The following is a 16525-nucleotide window of genomic DNA, read 5'->3' on the forward strand; positions in this document are numbered from 1 at the left end:
TTATTTCTGCATCTCCTGCATCTTCAAAAGTTCTTCCCGCAGAACGGAAAGAAGCTCATTTTCCGGTACCTTCTTGATGATCTCTCCCTTTTTGATCAGGAGACCTTCGCCGATCCCTCCGGCGATCCCGATATCCGCGCTTCTCGCCTCGCCCGGACCATTGACCACGCAGCCCATAACGGCAACTTTCACGTCAAGATCCATGCCGGATACCATATTTTCGACCTGGTTTGCGAGGTGGATCAGATCGATCTGGGTTCTTCCGCAGGTCGGACAGGAAACAACTTCCACGCCGCCTTTTCTGAGTCCCAGAGTCCTCAGGATCAGCTTTGCACTCTTTACTTCCTCCACCGGATCACCGGTCAGGGAGACACGGATCGTATCGCCGATCCCCTCATGGAGAATAATTCCAAGTCCCACGGAGGACTTGATATTGCCGGAAAGCAACGTTCCGGACTCCGTGATCCCGACATGGAGCGGATAATCTGTCTTTTTCGCAATGAGTTCATGCGCTGCCACGCACATCAAAACGTCGGAGGATTTGATGCTGATCACGATATTATCGTAGCCGAGCTCCTCGACAACGGCAACCTCCTTCAACGCGCTCTCAACGAGCGCCTCCGCGGTCACGCCGCCGTATTTCTCCAGAAGATCTTTTTCCAGGGAACCGCTGTTCACGCCCACACGGATCGGGATCCCGTACTCCTTCGCCTTATCCACGACAGCTTTTACGCGCTCCCGCGCCCCGATATTGCCCGGGTTGATCCGGATCTTATCCGCTCCGCTCTCGATCGCAGCGATGGCAAGGCGGTAATCAAAGTGGATATCTGCGACGAGCGGGATATGGATCTGTTTCTTGATCTCGCGGATCGCAGCCGCAGCCTCCATCGTCGGGACTGCCACGCGGATGATATCGCATCCGGCTTCCTCGAGGCGGTGGATCTGCTCCACCGTTGCCGCGACGTTCTCTGTCTTCGTGTTGCACATGGACTGGATCAGGACAGGATTTCCCCCTCCGATCTTTCTGTCCCCTATCTGAATTACTCTTGTATGATCTCTAAACATACATTTCTCTCCCAATTTCAAAAACTATAAAATGATCCTCAGATCATTAAAGATGACAAATACCATAAATGTCATGAGCAGCGCCATCCCGGCCATATTGACTGCGCCCTCGACTCTCTGGCTCACCGGATGTCTCGTCACGAGCTCCCAAAGCAGGAACACCAGCCGCCCGCCGTCAAGCGCCGGAAACGGGAGCAGGTTCATGACTCCGAGGTTTGCCGAGAACATGACCATGAAATTTAAGAGGTTCATCACAACCGTCACAAAGCCGTACTGCGTATTCTCCTCCACCGTCTGGTCGATGATCGTGACGATCCGCACAGGACCGGCGATATCGTTGGTCGAAACCTTTCCGCCGGCGATCATCTTTAAGCTGTCGATCACCGTGAGGATCCAGTAGCGCACCTCGTAGGCGCTGTACTGGAGAAGCTGAAGCGGGGATTCCGCCGCACTCCGGTATCCGCGCAGGATCACGCCGAGATAATATCTCCCATCCTTAAGCTCCGGCTGGATCACCGTATGTCCCGTCGTCCAGGAGGCAGAGCTCTCATCGTACCGTTGATATTCCACCTGCACCGGATCCTGTCCCGAATACATGAGGTACATGGAGATCTCTCTTGACAGATGGATCTTTCTGCCGTCAAGCTTCGTGATCACATCGCCTTCCTGAAGTCCTGCCGTCTGTGCAGGCATTCCCTCGGAAGTTCCCGCAAGGACCGGAAGATCGATCCCCGCCCAGGATAAGATCACAAACGAGAACACAAAAGCCAGAATAAAATTAAAAATCGGTCCGGCCGCGATCACCGCCATTTTCGCAAGCGGTCCTTTATCGAAAAAGGAAACTCCCTTCACATCCGGAATTTCTTCCTTTTCATCCTCATCTTCCCCGAATTCTCCCAGCATGGCGCAGGATCCGCCGAGCGGCAAAAGTTTTAATGAGTACCGGATCCCGGTCTTTTTGCTCACCCAGGAGAGAAGTCTCGGCCCAAAACCCACCGAAAACTCCACAACAGCGACCCCGTTTAACCTCGCCAGGAGATAATGTCCGAACTCATGGAACAGGATGATACCGCCAAGGACCACCACCGCTGCCAGATAACCAAGATTCAACTTTATTGTTCACCTGCTTTCTATTATTCGTTAGAATCCCCGTAACTGTTCAGTACCTTCACAGTTACGCGCAAAAATCCATTCCAAATCGGCTACGCTGATAGGATTTTTGCCTTCAAACCAATGTTTTCTTACGGTCAGCGCAATAAATGCGCAGACCTACTGAATAGTTACGAATCCCCACTGTTTCTTTAAAAACTCATATGTCTCCGCTTCCGCCTCGAGCACTTCGTCCAAGGACGGATGAGCGATCTTTTTATGATGCTCCATCGCCGCCTCGATCATATCCGTGATCTCAAGGTATCTGATCTTCTTCGCGAGGAATTTTGCGACCGCGAACTCATTCGCCGCGTTGAAGACGACCGGAACGGATCCGCCCGCTTTTCCTGCATCTCTCGCGAGTGCCAGGCCGCGGAAATTCTCATAATCCGGCTTGTCGAAGACGATCTCCTTCATTGTCCAGAAATCCAGACGATCTCCCTTCATCGGTCTGCGCTCCGGGTAATAGAGTGCATACTGGATCGGAAGCTTCATGTCCGGCGTGCCGAGCTGCGCCATCACCGCGCCGTCCTCAAACTGCACCATCGAATGGATCACGCTCTTCGGCTGCACAACAACCTGGACATCGTCCATTCCGACGTCAAAGAGCCATTTTGCCTCCATGACCTCGAGTCCTTTGTTGACCATCGTGGAGCTGTCGATCGTGATCTTTGCACCCATGGACCAGTTCGGATGCTTTAAGGCGTCCTCAACCTGTACATCTTTCATCTGTTCTCTCGTCCAGCCGCGGAATGGACCGCCGGATGCTGTCAGGAGGATCTTTTCAATCTTATTCCCGTGTTCCCCGTTTAAGCACTGGAAGATCGCGCTGTGTTCGCTGTCCACCGGGAGAAGACGGACTTTCTTCTCCTTTACGAGCGGGATGATCAGATGTCCCGCCGTCACGAGCGTCTCCTTGTTTGCCAGTGCAATATCCTTTCCGGCTTCGATGGCCGCCATTGTCGGTCGGATACCGATCATGCCTACCACCGCTGTCACGAGGATCTCATAGCCCTCCATGACTGCGATCTCTAAAAGTCCTTCCATGCCGGAGACGATCTTCGTATCTGTATCTGCCACACGGACAGCCAGTTCTTTCGCCTTCTCCTCATCCCAGACGCCGCAGATCTTCGGGGAAAATTCCCGGATCTGGCTCTCCAGCGCCTGAATATTTCTGCCCGCCGCGATCCCGACAACTTCAATATCGCCATTCGCACGGACTACATCAAGCGTCTGGGTCCCGATCGATCCCGTAGAACCCAGAATAGCAATTCTTTTCATAATTAAAACCCTTTCGTTTTCCGCAGGCGGCGGTCTTCTGTCTCTCTCGCCGGACTGCCGGTCTCATCCTTTCCTAGCGGATCCCCATGAACGTGATCGCAAAATAGATCGCCGGGGCCGTAAAGATCATACTGTCAAACCGGTCCAGGATCCCTCCATGACCCGGGATCAGATTTCCGTAATCCTTGATATCATGGTTTCTCTTGATAGCGGATGCCGCCAGATCTCCCACCATGGAGATCACTGCTGCGATCGCGCAGGCAGCCGCTGAGATCACGCCCGGGTTCGTCACCTGAATCATATTGTTCTTAAAGAAGGTTCCGTAGAGGAAACCCAGCACTGCCGCACCGACGATACCGCCGACCGCGCCTTCCACCGTCTTTTTCGGGCTCAGTTTCGGTGTCATTTTATGTTTTCCGAAAAGCTTTCCCACACAGTAGGCAAAGGTATCACAGCCCCAGGAACTTAAAAGGATCAGCCAGACAAGGTATTTTCCGTCCGGCATCTCTCGCACCTGATAGAGATAGGAAAACATGATCCCGACATAAAAGATCCCGAAAAATGCGACCGTGATCTGCTCTGTTCCGTATTTCGGGAACGTCACCACGTAGATCGTCATTAAGATCATGAGGGAAACGATCGCGAGGAACGTCACATACTGCTCTCTGCTTCCCATGATCCAGTAATAGGCCACGACAGCCGCATAGCCCACATATCCCGGCGCTGACTTTTCGATCTTCATGACCCGGTAAAGCTCATAAAGTCCGATCAAAGAGATCGCCAGGGAACCAAAATAGAGGACCGTGCTGCCCTCAACAAGCAGAAACGCCGCGATGATCACAAGGACGATTCCGCTGATCAGTCTGGTCGTAAACATAAGATCACCTCTTACTCTGTTTTTACCGCCGCAACTCCTCCGAACCGGCGTTCTCTCTTATTATACTGGCGGATCGCATTCAATAATTCTTCCTTATTGAAGTCCGGCCACAGGCATTCGGTCACGTAGAGTTCTGAGTACGCGAGCTGCCATAACAGATAGTTGGAAAGGCGGAGTTCCCCGCTCGTGCGGATCATGAGATCCGGATCCGGAATCCCCGCGGTGTCGAGATAGGAGGCGAAGACCTGCTCCGTCATCTCCTCCGGCGCGATCTTTCCATCCTTACAGTCCGCCATGATCTTTCTCACGGCTCTCGTGATCTCGTCACGGCTTCCATAGTTTACGGCGATCACGAAGGTCATTCCTGTATTCTCTTTCGTCTTTTCTTCCAGACCGTTGATCGCCTCGACGATATCCGGTGCAAACCGTTTTCTCTCGCCGATCATGCGGACCCGGATGTTATTCTTTTCCGCCATCGCGAGAAGTCTCTTCGCATAGAAGCGGAACAGCTGCATCAGCGCACCGACTTCCTCCTCCGGGCGCTTCCAGTTTTCCGTGGAAAATCCATATACGGTCAGATACCGGATTCCAAGCTGTGCTGCGTCCTCAACGACCTGCTCCAGTGTCTCACAGCCTTTTTTATGTCCAAGCTGTCTCGGAAGTCCGCGCTTCTTCGCCCATCTTCCGTTTCCATCCAGGATCAGCGCCACATGGGCGGGGATCTTTAAATTCTCTTCCATGATATTTGTTCTCCCTTTTATAACCAATGTAAAAACAAGGGACAGGAAATCTTCCCCTGTCCCTGTCTGTCATGTACCGTCATCCTGAACGATTTGGGATCTTCCATCCGGAAATTTCCCTCTGCTCAGGAATCAGGCTGTTCGTTTTTATACGGTAAGAACTTCCTTCGTCTTGTTCTCTACGGCCTTATCGATCTTGTCGATCGCCTTGTCTGTCAGCTTCTGTACCTTCTCGGTAAGATCCTTTAAATCGTCCTCAGAGATCTCATCGTTCTTTTCCATCTTTTTGAACGCTTCGTTCGCATCGCGGCGGATGTTACGGATCGCAACCTTCGCCCCGTCACCTTTCTTCTTTACGTCCTTTGCGAGTTCTTTACGTCTATCCTCTGTGAGCTCCGGGAATACAAGGCGGATCACTGTTCCGTCGTTGCTCGGGTTGATTCCAAGCTCGGAAGTCTGGATCGCTTTCTCGATCGGACGGATCAGGCTCTTCTCCCACGGCTGGATCAGGATCATTCTCGCTTCCGGAACGGAGATATTTCCGACCTGCTGGATCGGAGTCGGAGTTCCGTAGTAATCTACTTTGATCTTGTCAAGTACATGCGGGTTTGCACGTCCTGCGCGGATGGATGCGTACTCGTTTAAGAGGGCATCGATGGATTTTTCCATTTTCTCTTCATATACTTTTAATTCTTCGCTCATGGTTTCCTCCTGTTATCAGACGGTAACGATCGTACCGTTAATTTTTCCCTGCATGGCGTTCGCGATTCCATCCTTTTCGTTTAAGGAGAATACCGCCATCGGCATTTTGTGTTCCATACACATAATGGAAGCAGTCAGGTCAACGACTCCGAGCTGCTTGTCGATCACTTCCTGGATCGAGATCTCGTCATACTTTTTCGCATTCGGATTTACCTTCGGATCACTGTCGTATACGCCGTCGATGGACTTTGCGAGGAGAATGCAGTCCGCATCCATCTCGATTGCCATCAGAGTGATCGTTGTGTCGGTAGAGAAATACGGCTGTCCGATCCCGCCGGCAAAAAATACGACCATTCCATGCTCAAAATACTTGTTCGCACGGTCCTTGGAGAACAGTTTTGTCATATTTCCGCACTCGAACGGGGTGAGGATCTGTGTCTTCATTCCCGCATTGCGGAAGATCTCGGATACATAAATACAGTTCATCACAGTCGCAAGCATTCCGATCTGATCCGCCTTCGGACGGTCGATCGCGTCACTCGTGCGTCCACGCCAGAAATTTCCGCCGCCGATCACGATCCCGACCTGTACACCGGCATCTACAGACGCCTTGACCTGTCTTGCGACTTCCTTCACCGTATCTTCGTCAAAGCCAGTTTTTTTCGGACCTGCAAGGGCCTCTCCGCTGAGCTTTAAAAAAACTCTTCTGTTTTTCATCTTCTCTGCACTCCTCGTAAATCTTCTGTGACTTTTTCGTTCCAGACGCCACAGCTCTCTTTTTTCCTTCCCGCCAGGTAGCCCCCAGCCGCCCCGCGGACTTAGAATAAGTATATCACACTTTTACCTGTTTGCCAACGCTTCGTTATCTTTTCTTATCTTCCCGGAAGCTCTTGAGGACCAGCGTCGTCGGATACCGGTATGCGTAGGTGCAGCTCTTCATGAGCTCCACTTCCTCCGGATTTCTGCAGACACTTAAGATCATGTTCTCTTCCTCGGAGGTCAGATATGCCTCTCCGTTTCCGTCGCGATCCTTGATATCTTTGTAGATCCGGTATTTCTTATAGAAATCCGGGCAGGATCCCTGCCGCATCTTTACCGGCTCCGGAACGATATTGACCCGGTACTGATCCGACATTCTTGCCAGAATGTTGTGGATCCTTTCACAGTATTCCCTCGAGACGAGTCTCGGTGAAGGAATACAGATCATATAGTTCATATTTGTGCCTTCCTTTGTCATTTTTAAGAAGCAGATGGCAGACTTCTGCCACATGCCTGCATTAGTATAGCATGAAATCCGCCGCTTGTGAACCACTAAATCGAACACAGCCGGACTCCTGACAGGCGCGGCACAACAAGTGAAAACACGCTTCGCGAGTTTCCCCTTGTTATCGCGACAGTCGCCAAGGTCTCGCGCAAGCGCGGACTTTGGCTCGTTGTCCGCGTAAAAAATACCCGCAGCCGGATGTTTCCGGCCGCGGGCAGATCGGTCATTCTTATAGTTTAATGTTTTTTCTCCTCATCCTTCAGGAGATTCGTCATGCTGTGCATGCTGATGCACAGAGTTGACGTATTGTGGAGCAGGGCGGATGTCGCCGGAGCGAGTACCCCCATCACTCCCAGGATGATGAGACCGAAGTTAAAGCTGATGACAAAGCGGTAATTTCTGTGGACACGCTGCATCAGCGCATTGCTGATCGCTTTTAAGGTCACAAGCTGGAACATCGCATCCTCAGAGATCGTGATATCCGCAATCTCTCGCGCGATCTCAGCGCCCTCACTGATCGCGATGCCGACGCTGGCTGCGGAAAGAGCCGGGGAATCGTTGATGCCATCGCCGACCATGATGACCTTGTGGCCTGCGTTCTTCTCCGCCTCCACAAAGTTTGCCTTATCTTCCGGGAGAACCTCTGAGTGGTATTCATCCACACCGACTCTCGCAGCGATCGCACGCGCTGTTCTCTCGCTGTCGCCTGTCATCATGACGATCTTTTTGATCCCGAGTTTCCGGAGTTCTTTCATGACCTCCGGAGCTTCCGGACGGAGCGGATCCTCGATGCAGATCACAGCCGCCAGTCTTCCCGCGATCGCGAGATACAGGTGGGAGTACTCTGCCGGGAGTGCCTCAAACTTCTCTTCCTCGCCCTCCGGGATCACGCACTTCTCATCCTCAAATACGAAGTGGTAGCTTCCGATCAGAACCTTATCCTCTCCGATATGGGAGGCAATTCCATGGGCCACGATATAGTCGACTTTGGAATGCATCTCCTCATGGATGAGTCCTTTTTCTTTGGATGCCGCAACAACCGCGTTCGCCATGGAGTGTGGGAAATGCTCTTCCAGGCAGGCAGCGATCCGGAGCATCTCATCCTGATCGCGTCCCTCAAAGGTGACAACATCGGCAACGACCGGCTGTGCCTTTGTGAGTGTGCCTGTCTTATCAAAGACGATCGTGTCCGCCTCTGCAACGGCTTCCATGAAGGAACCGCCTTTGACGGTCATCTTGTAGCTGCTCGCCTCTCTCATCGCGGAGAGAACGGAAAGCGGCATCGCAAGCTTTAACGCGCAGGAGAAATCGACCATAAGGATCGAGATCGCCTTCGTCACGTTTCTCGTGAGAAGGTAGGTCACGATCGTGCCGCCGAGACTCCACGGAACGAGAGCGTCCGCAAGACCGGATGCCTTCGTCTCAAGGGAAGATTTCAGTTTTTCTGAATCCTCGATCATCTTGACGATACGCTCAAATCTTGTAGATCCAGCTGCCTTCTTGACACGGACAACGATATTTCCTTCCTCGACCGCAGTTCCTGCATAGACGTACATGCCGTTCTCTTTGCGGACCGGTTCGGACTCGCCGGTCATGGACGCCTGGTTTACCATCGCCTCGCCGGACTCAACGACGCCGTCAAGCGGGATCACGCTGCCGACATGGATGGAAACGAGGTCTCCTTCCCTGATATCGGAGATCGGGACAAGGACTTCCGCATCTCCTGTCTTCTGCCATACCTTCTCGATATTTAAGGACATGCTGCCAGCAAGATCGCTGACGGATTTCTTGTGGGTCCAGTCTTCAAGAAGCTCACCGATCCCGAGAAGGAACATGACGGATCCTGCCGTGTTGAAATCGCTTCTCAACATGGAAACCGTGATCGCGGTCGCATCGAGGACCTCGACTTCCAGTTTTCTTCCTGCAAGCTTTCTGACTCCTTTGATGATATACGGAACAGACTGGATCGCAGTCCATACCGCGCGGACCGGAGCCGGAAGGAAGATCTTTGTGAAGCATCTTGTGAGACACTTAGTCACAAGCTTTTCCTGGAATTCCTGATTTAACGCTCTGGTTCCGGTTGTCGGCACGAGTTCATTTAATTTCTCATCGTCAAACGAGAATTTTAAGATCTCTGCAATGAGGTCTTCCTTCGTGCCAGTATAACTGATCGCCGCATCTCCGATTCTCTCATATACCTTTGCTGCCGTTACCTGTGGAAGGGATGCGAGATAAAAGGAAAAGAGGTCCGCCTGTCTGATCGACAGGCGTCCTCTGGTGAGATGGATTCGGATACGGCCTCTGATTTCATGCTTTACCGTAAATCTGATTCCTGTTTTCATGATGATTATTCAGCGTCCTCTGTATTTTCTGCAGTCTCTGTGAGATCCTCTGCTGTCTCTTCTTCCTCACCGAACTCTTCTTCCGCACGGGCACGGTTGATCTCCTTTGCCTCTGCAAGAACATCCTCAGCGTTTGCCTGGATGTTGGAAGCAGTTGTCATCACGCACTCTTTTGCGCGGAGACCTGCTGCGAGACAGTTAATATATAATTTCTTTGCATCCTGGCTTCCAAGGACCTTGACACCTGCTGTTCCAAAGAGAACACCACTTGCGAATACAGCGACATTTTTTAATTTTAAGCATTTCTTTACATCTAACATTTTTAAATCCTCCTGTAAATAAAAAATAGAATCACTAGTTTATCTGTAACTGTAAAGATACGAAACAGTTACGGTCATCCCGGTCACTTATGTTTATAACCGGTATACATGACCATAGCAAAGCAGAAAACGGTTGCCCACGCCCAGAATTTATGGTGTTTCATCGGTCCTCACTTCCTTGCTTTCTTTTTTATACACAACGGGAAAAACCGGAAGGTCTTTCTGCGTTTCCAACATGGTAACACCACACCTCCCGGTTAGTCAAATATAATGTCTTTAATTGAGAAACTTTGTCAATTTTTGACAATTATCTCTTTTATGACGCGCTGACGGAACAGCATTTTTCGTCGTCTTTTTCAGTCTTTCTGAGCCCGCTTTTTCCGTGAAATTCCGGTGCGATGATCTCGCTCTCCCCATCGACCTGTTCTCCCGATTCATCGGTAAAAACATACTGGTAAACACGCTTTAAAACGCCCATCTCCTCCAGCATCCGGATCGTCCGGTAGACAGTGGAAAGTCCCACAGTCGAATCCCTCTGCACAGCCTCATAGTAAACTTCCTTGCAGTCTGTCCAGTTCTGTTCCAGGATCACGTCAAGGATGACCATTCTCTGTTTTGTAATGCGTTTTCCAAGCCTCTGGAATTCATTCACGATGTCTTTTTTCTGCCACATCCGGCATCCCTCTCATTCCTGTAAAATCGTTGCTGCCTGTACACAACATATCCGTCAATCTGATCTTGCCGATACTTCGCATTCCGAATTAAAAAATTTCCTACGCCTGCTTCCATTCAATATCGCGGAGCACATATCCGGCTTTGCTCACGATATCGCGGATCTCACGGTCCGTCATTTTTGTCTTCATCCGGACATCGGCTTCCTTCTTCTCGAGGTTTACCTCCGCCCAGTTGCCGTCCTTCTCGTTGAACGCATTCTCCACATGGAGCTTGCAGTGTTTGCATTTCATTCCATCGACGCCGACAACTGCATAGTACGGATAATCCGACGTATTTTTATCTTGCACCTTGATCTTTTTCTCCACGTCCTTCGATCCGCAGCAGCCGTAGACGAACTGGTGCATTGCCCCTTTCACTGCAAAGATCGCGACCACGATCAGTACAACGATAATAATTCCGTTTATCATTGATCACGCCTCCTTTTTATCGCAGCCATGCCATGACTTCACAACCGCAAAAACAGCACATTTCGGATTCCCTGTGGGGGTATCTTTATCGACTGTTAGTTCCTACTAACAAAGATTAGCACTAACTAACCAAGTTGTCAATCCTATTTGAGAAATTTTTTGAACAAGTGAAAACACGCTTCGCGAGTTTCCCCTTGTTATCACGACAGTCGCCAAGGTCTCGCGCAAGCGCAGACTTTGGCTCGTTGTTCGCGTAAATTAAAAGAATATGCCTCAGTACATTCGGGCGTCTCGCGCGGTCGCTTGCGACAACCTTCATCTCGCGCGAGTGCGCATCTTAGGCGCACAGTGCCTTTTTGCTTACAGGAAGTTCCATCGGAATTTTCTGTAAGCAAAAAGGACAGCCCTCTTTCAGGCTGCCCTCTGTTTTATATTTGTCTCAGCAATTTCGAAAAATCTTATGAATTCATGCTGACCAGAATGATACGCCAAGTCATACATGCATTCGGCATAAAGTTTTTACTGCGAAATCGAAAACATCTCATTTACGGTCTTCGGATCCAGGCTGTGGTTGTATACAAGGTTCTCGTACTCCATCAGCTGTTCCTTCCACTCGTACTCTCCGCTCTCCGCGTCCTCCCAGCCATGGTAAGTTCCGTCCGACTCCCAGATGCCGAGATGATGGATGATCGGGAGCTTTTCGGAAAGCTGCAGTAAAAACTCGTTGTACGGAGTCAGTGAGAGGTTCGCGCGCTTTAACACGTAGGAAGAAAGGTAGATTGCACCTAAGCGTCCCATATCCTCCGCAGGCTGGTTGTAGTTGGTCCAGATCACGAACGGAGTCTCGTACCAGCACATCTTCTGCTCGTTCGGGGCCTTCGCGCTCTCCACTCCCATCGCCTCGTCAAAGAACTCGTCCTCGATCCCTGGCTGGTGGTCGCCGAACATGACGATCATCGTCGGCTGGTCGCACTGGGAGAAATAATTTACGAGCCACTCAAATGCCTCATCCGATTTTTTCACAAGAGACAGGTACATATCCGCCTCCGGATACTTTCCTTCCATGTCCCCGGTAAGCCATACTTCCTGATCGAAGTTTGCGAACGGGATCGTATATCCGCCATGGTTCTGCATCGTCACATTGAAGAGGAATAACTTGTCATCAGGATTTGCCTTCTTTTCGACATACTCCGTGATGAGTTTAAAATCGCTCAGATCGCTGATATAATTTCGGAGCTCATCCCGGCCCTCATAGGCGCTGATATCCATGAAATCGTCAAATCCCATGTTATTGTAGCAGATCCGGCGGTTCCAGTTCTCTGCCGGGTACGGGTGCATGGCGACAGCCGTGTATCCCTGGTCTTTCACCGTGCTGACCATGGAGCGGACGCCGGGATTTACATAGAACTGGTAAGCGATGCTGCCTCTCGGCATCAGGTACATGGAATCACCGATCAGGAACTCAAACTCAGAGTTGCTGGTCATCGCGCCGAACACCGGCATGCAGAGTTTTCCCTTTACGGTATTCTCCGTCAGACTGTTGAGGAACGGGAAATACTCTGTATTCGTCGTAAATTTCCCATCCACCGACAGGTCGGAAAGACTCTCGTTCATGATGCAGATGATGTTGGTCGGCTGGACCGCATCTCCCGCTTCCACCGCGGCCGCCGTCTCCTCGTTCTGCTCTTCTTCGCTTCCCACATATTTTTCATAGATCTCCTGGATCTTCGCCTGGGAATAACCCTCCGGAGCTTTCTTTACCAGATATTTTAAGGATACCGCCGACGCCAGCACATAGCCGTTCTCCGCGTAGGAAGTCGTCGGGTCCCAGAGATTTACCTCCAGTCCCAGTTTCGGGACAAGGACCGTGTAGAAGCCGCCGATAAACACCGCGACCGCAGCAGCGGATCCGCCAAACACGGCAGCTCTTTTTTTCTTCCCCCTGATCCTCACCGGCACGAGCTGCGCCAGTACATTCCACATGATCAGGAGGATCCCGCAGATGATCATCATAAAGGTCGGTGTGTAGTTATAGCTCCCGGCCACCGTCATCGCGGTCTTCACCGCAAGGACATCACTCATCATGATCGGGCGGCTTCTGAAGGATACGACAAAGGCTTCCGCCAGAGAGATCACATAAAAGATCACGGAGGATACAGGGATGGAGATCCGGCTGCTTCCGGAGATTCCGAATACCAGAAGGTACAGCGCAAACATCCACACCATGTTCAGCACCGCATTTTTCGGCAGCACTGCGGCAAGATTTCCTGTCACTAGTTCAAACATGATGTAGGATAATACCGGCGACAAGAAGAATATCGCCGCGGCTCCCGCGCGCTCGAGCCCACTCCCTTCTTTTCTCTCGTATTCCTCTGTTGTTTCTTCTATCTTTTTGTTCATAATCTATTTCTCTTTCTGATTCTGTCTTCCGGAAACCATTCCGCCAAATGAATACTAAGATTTGCTGAACCGTTTCCTTCTCTCATTTCCAAATTCCGTTTCCGAGCCTGTTTTTTCTTTACATCCTGTGCGGATTTTCGCCATCCCGGATCGCCCAGCGCATCTTTGTGGATCTTGCACGCGGGTTTCTCTGGCATTCTTCCGCCGATGGACGGATCACATCGCTCGCAACGTCGCTGTAGATTCCTTCCTTTTTGCCGTCCTTAAAGTAATACTTTACAAGGCGGTCTTCCCCGGAATGGAAGGTCAGGATCGCAGCTCTTCCGCCCGGTGCCAGGATCCCCGGCAGTTTTGAGAGGAAGCTTTCCAGAACCTCGAATTCCTGGTTGACATCGATCCTCAGCGCCTGGAAACATCTCTGGCAGGATTTCTTCACGGCTTCCTTCCGCTCTTTTTCCGGGATAAAAGAAAGCACCTGCTCGATCACTTCTTTTAATTCCGTGGTCGTCTCAATATACTGACGTTTCCGGTTTCTCTTCGCGATCTCCCGTGCGATCTCCTCCGCATAAGGCTCATCGGAGTTTTCCGCGAACATGCCCGCGATCTCTTCCATATCCATCTGTTTTAAGCGCTCCGCCGCAGATATTCCTTTTTCCGGGTTCAGGCGAAGATCCAGCGGACCATCGGCCTTATAAGTGAAACCGCGCTCCGGGTTGTCGATCTGCATCGAGGAAACACCGAGATCTGCCAGGACAAAGTCAAACAGCCCCGCCTCCGGGACGAGCCTGTCGATATCAGCAAAGTTCATCTGTTTTATCGTAAGGATCTCCTCTCCGAAGCCGCGTTCCTTCAGGCGTTCCTTTGTCTTTACGATCTCGATCGGATCCACGTCAAGAGCATACATATGCCCCTGTCCTTCCAGCTTTTTTAACATCTCCGTCGTGTGACCGCCGTATCCAAGTGTGGCGTCCAGCCCCTGCATTCCCGGCTTGATATCCAGGAAATCCAGAATCTCTTTCACGCAGATCGAGATGTGCATGCCGGCCGGAGTGCTGCCCTTTTTGATGACCTTTTCGATCGTATCGGCATATTTCTCCGGATTCTGCTCTTTATACTTTTCTTCAAACCGTCTCGGGTGTGTCCCGCTGTAACGGACACGCCGTTTGTGCACCGGTGCTCCCTGTACCTCTTTTTCTTCCATCTCAAAACCTCATTTATCCTGTATTCAGCTTCCATGCGCCTTGCGCTCTTTCTGTTTATCTTAACACAAAAAGACGCGGCATGTAAAGCTGAGCATTTTCTGCCATAAGTAGCATAACGGGATGAGGTTCCCGTGTCAAGCGTCAAAAAGTACAAAAATATGACAAAAGACCTCCGCCCGGGATCCTGCGGCCTGATCTACACCGCATCATCCCTGCAGAGGTCTCGTTCTGAGAAGAATTTATCAGCTTCCACCGGCCGGAATTACGCGTCAAGTCTCACATGCGTTCGGCCTGAACTTGTTATGCGTCAGATCTTGAAAACGCGTTCTTCATGGAATTGCTGAGCTCAAAGAGCACATGATCCAGGGTATTCCCCGTCTCTTCCTTTAACATCTTTGCGATCTCACGGTTCGCTTTCTCCAGAAGTCTTCTGCTCTCCGCCGGATCCGTGATCTTTGCAGCCTCGGCGTCATACTTGCGGAGCAGGGCATGTCCTTTCGCCTGGACCGCATTCTGGTAGCGCTCGATGTGGATCGCAGATTTCGCAAAAGATGCGTCCGCCATCGCGGCGATCATTCTTGCCGACCAGTAGAAATTCTCTGTGGAAACTTCCTTTGTGGTGTTCGCAAGGTATTCCGGAGTCTCGTCAACAGCCGCATAGAACGGGACCAGCGTATTGAACGCGTTGGACGCGAATGCAAGCCACTGGACTGCCTGGCAGTTTGCCGGAACGTCCGGGCGCATCTGGATCAGAGCCAGGAAATCGTTGCGATTGATCCCGATCGCGCGGTATTTGCCCTTCTGGAGGCCGTCCCCGCTCTTCGCATACGGGTCGAACGGAGTTCCCTGGAAATGGGAGGAAAGTGCATATTTGACATCCTCGATTGTCACCTTCTTCTCCGGCACCATGCTCCACGGGATATCATCGGACTCCGGCGTATAGTCCGCATCCGGTCCATCCCACTTCTTTGTATGCGGGTTAAAGTAGCGGCACATGAACCATGCTCTCGGAGTATTGTAGATGTGATCGGAATCACTGTGGCTTCCAAACGCAGCTCTCGCATCAAAATGACTGCCATTTCCGCCGTTTAAAGAGAGGTCCAGATGGTTCTCTGCGATAAATTCACGAAGGTCCGAAGAACACATATGCTCCTTCTGCTCAGAGAACGCATCGTTTAAGTCAAACTCATCGATACCGAACTGGTTCGGCATCACCACATACCGGTCATCCGGAACACGCTTTGCGATCCAGTGATGGCCGCCGATCGTCTCGAGCCACCAGATTTCACCCGCATCCTGAAAAGCGATGCCGTTCATCTCATAAGTCCCGTACTTCTCCAGGAGACTTCCGAGGCGGATCACGCCCTCTCTCGCACTGCTGATGTACGGAAGTGTGATGTATACAAGGTCTTCCTCACCGATCCCGCCGGCAGCTTCCTCTTTTCCGTCCTCCGCCGGCTGATATTTTACAAGCGGATCTGCGCCGAGCACGCGGGCGTTCGATGTGATCGTCTCTGTCGCTGTCATTCCCACGTTCTTCTCATTAACGCCGCTGGCCGCCCAGATCCCCTTTCCTTTGATCGCATTCGGGACTGCCGTAAATTTCATCGGGTCGCCCGGAAGCTCGATCTCCACATGGGAAAGGACTGACTTGTATACCTTCGGCTGCTCCTCCGGATGGATCACCACGAATTTCTTCGCCGTGAAATGTCCGGAACCGGAGTCATCGTTTCGCGCGATCATCGTTGAACCGTCATATGATGCGTTTTTTCCTACCAGGATTGTTGTGCATGCCATATCAGATACCCCCAAAATTCAATTTTGTCATCATGGTTTCGCGGCTGCCTCCTGAGCTTTCCGCAGGAAACTGTCCTGCGAAGCGGTCTTCATTCGGCCATTCTGTCCGCCAGCCACGGATATCCTCAGTTTAGTACGCACTCTGGTTTCTGTCAACTAACTAAGTCACCGCGGTGATGCGGCAGGAAACAGCACCACAGCAAATGCCCCGGAGTACGCATCCCCCGGGGCATTCAAAGTATCA

The 16525-nt window shown here is 51.3% G+C and carries 15 protein-coding genes; all 15 read right to left on the reverse strand.

Annotation, left to right across the window (positions count from 1 at the left end):
• The gene (gene ispG, locus ACXMYH_RS09340; protein ID WP_118322072.1) at positions 1–1065 is read right to left on the reverse strand and encodes a flavodoxin-dependent (E)-4-hydroxy-3-methylbut-2-enyl-diphosphate synthase; all 1065 of its coding nucleotides are present in this window, start codon (positions 1063–1065) and stop codon (positions 1–3) included.
• A 24-nt stretch (positions 1066–1089) separates the two neighbouring features.
• Positions 1090–2175 (reverse strand): M50 family metallopeptidase, encoded by a 1086-nt coding sequence (locus ACXMYH_RS09345; RefSeq protein ID WP_486554751.1) that lies wholly within the window; start codon positions 2173–2175, stop codon positions 1090–1092.
• Between the two features lie 159 nt (positions 2176–2334).
• Complete coding sequence (locus ACXMYH_RS09350; RefSeq protein ID WP_329751416.1) at positions 2335–3495, reverse strand: 1-deoxy-D-xylulose-5-phosphate reductoisomerase; 1161 nt, start codon at positions 3493–3495, stop codon at positions 2335–2337.
• A gap of 73 nt (positions 3496–3568) precedes the next feature.
• Positions 3569–4372, reverse strand: a complete 804-nt coding sequence (locus ACXMYH_RS09355; protein WP_118529737.1) for a phosphatidate cytidylyltransferase — start codon at positions 4370–4372, stop codon at positions 3569–3571.
• 11 nt (positions 4373–4383) lie between these two features.
• On the reverse strand, positions 4384–5112 hold the full coding sequence (gene uppS / locus ACXMYH_RS09360; protein WP_329751417.1) for an undecaprenyl pyrophosphate synthase: 729 nt from the start codon (positions 5110–5112) through the stop codon (positions 4384–4386).
• 147 nt (positions 5113–5259) lie between these two features.
• Positions 5260–5814 (reverse strand): ribosome recycling factor, encoded by a 555-nt coding sequence (gene frr / locus ACXMYH_RS09365; RefSeq protein ID WP_118322076.1) that lies wholly within the window; start codon positions 5812–5814, stop codon positions 5260–5262.
• Between the two features lie 15 nt (positions 5815–5829).
• The gene (pyrH, locus tag ACXMYH_RS09370) at positions 5830–6531 is read right to left on the reverse strand and encodes a UMP kinase (RefSeq protein ID WP_118298446.1); all 702 of its coding nucleotides are present in this window, start codon (positions 6529–6531) and stop codon (positions 5830–5832) included.
• Positions 6532–6676: 145 nt separating this feature from the next.
• A complete protein-coding gene (locus ACXMYH_RS09375; RefSeq protein WP_118298487.1) occupies positions 6677–7030 on the reverse strand; it encodes a hypothetical protein in 354 nt (117 codons plus the stop codon).
• A 284-nt stretch (positions 7031–7314) separates the two neighbouring features.
• Positions 7315–9420 carry a heavy metal translocating P-type ATPase gene (locus ACXMYH_RS09380; RefSeq protein ID WP_486554752.1) on the reverse strand — a complete coding sequence of 702 codons (2106 nt, stop codon included), beginning with the start codon at positions 9418–9420 and terminating at the stop codon, positions 7315–7317.
• A gap of 5 nt (positions 9421–9425) precedes the next feature.
• On the reverse strand, positions 9426–9740 hold the full coding sequence (locus ACXMYH_RS09385; RefSeq protein ID WP_329751418.1) for a DUF6110 family protein: 315 nt from the start codon (positions 9738–9740) through the stop codon (positions 9426–9428).
• A 316-nt stretch (positions 9741–10056) separates the two neighbouring features.
• A complete protein-coding gene (locus ACXMYH_RS09390) occupies positions 10057–10413 on the reverse strand; it encodes a Fur family transcriptional regulator (protein WP_118298444.1) in 357 nt (118 codons plus the stop codon).
• A gap of 100 nt (positions 10414–10513) precedes the next feature.
• The gene (locus ACXMYH_RS09395; protein WP_329751419.1) at positions 10514–10882 is read right to left on the reverse strand and encodes a heavy-metal-associated domain-containing protein; all 369 of its coding nucleotides are present in this window, start codon (positions 10880–10882) and stop codon (positions 10514–10516) included.
• A 519-nt stretch (positions 10883–11401) separates the two neighbouring features.
• A complete protein-coding gene (locus ACXMYH_RS09400) occupies positions 11402–13282 on the reverse strand; it encodes a sulfatase-like hydrolase/transferase (protein WP_486554753.1) in 1881 nt (626 codons plus the stop codon).
• Between the two features lie 118 nt (positions 13283–13400).
• Positions 13401–14483: a 16S rRNA (cytosine(1402)-N(4))-methyltransferase RsmH gene (gene rsmH / locus ACXMYH_RS09405; RefSeq protein ID WP_118298441.1), complete on the reverse strand. Its 1083-nt coding sequence runs from the start codon at positions 14481–14483 to the stop codon at positions 13401–13403.
• Positions 14484–14784: 301 nt separating this feature from the next.
• The gene (locus ACXMYH_RS09410) at positions 14785–16281 is read right to left on the reverse strand and encodes a C69 family dipeptidase (protein ID WP_486554754.1); all 1497 of its coding nucleotides are present in this window, start codon (positions 16279–16281) and stop codon (positions 14785–14787) included.
• Positions 16282–16525: the final 244 nt, after the last annotated feature.

The organism is Pilosibacter sp. NGB245, from assembly GCF_057397225.1.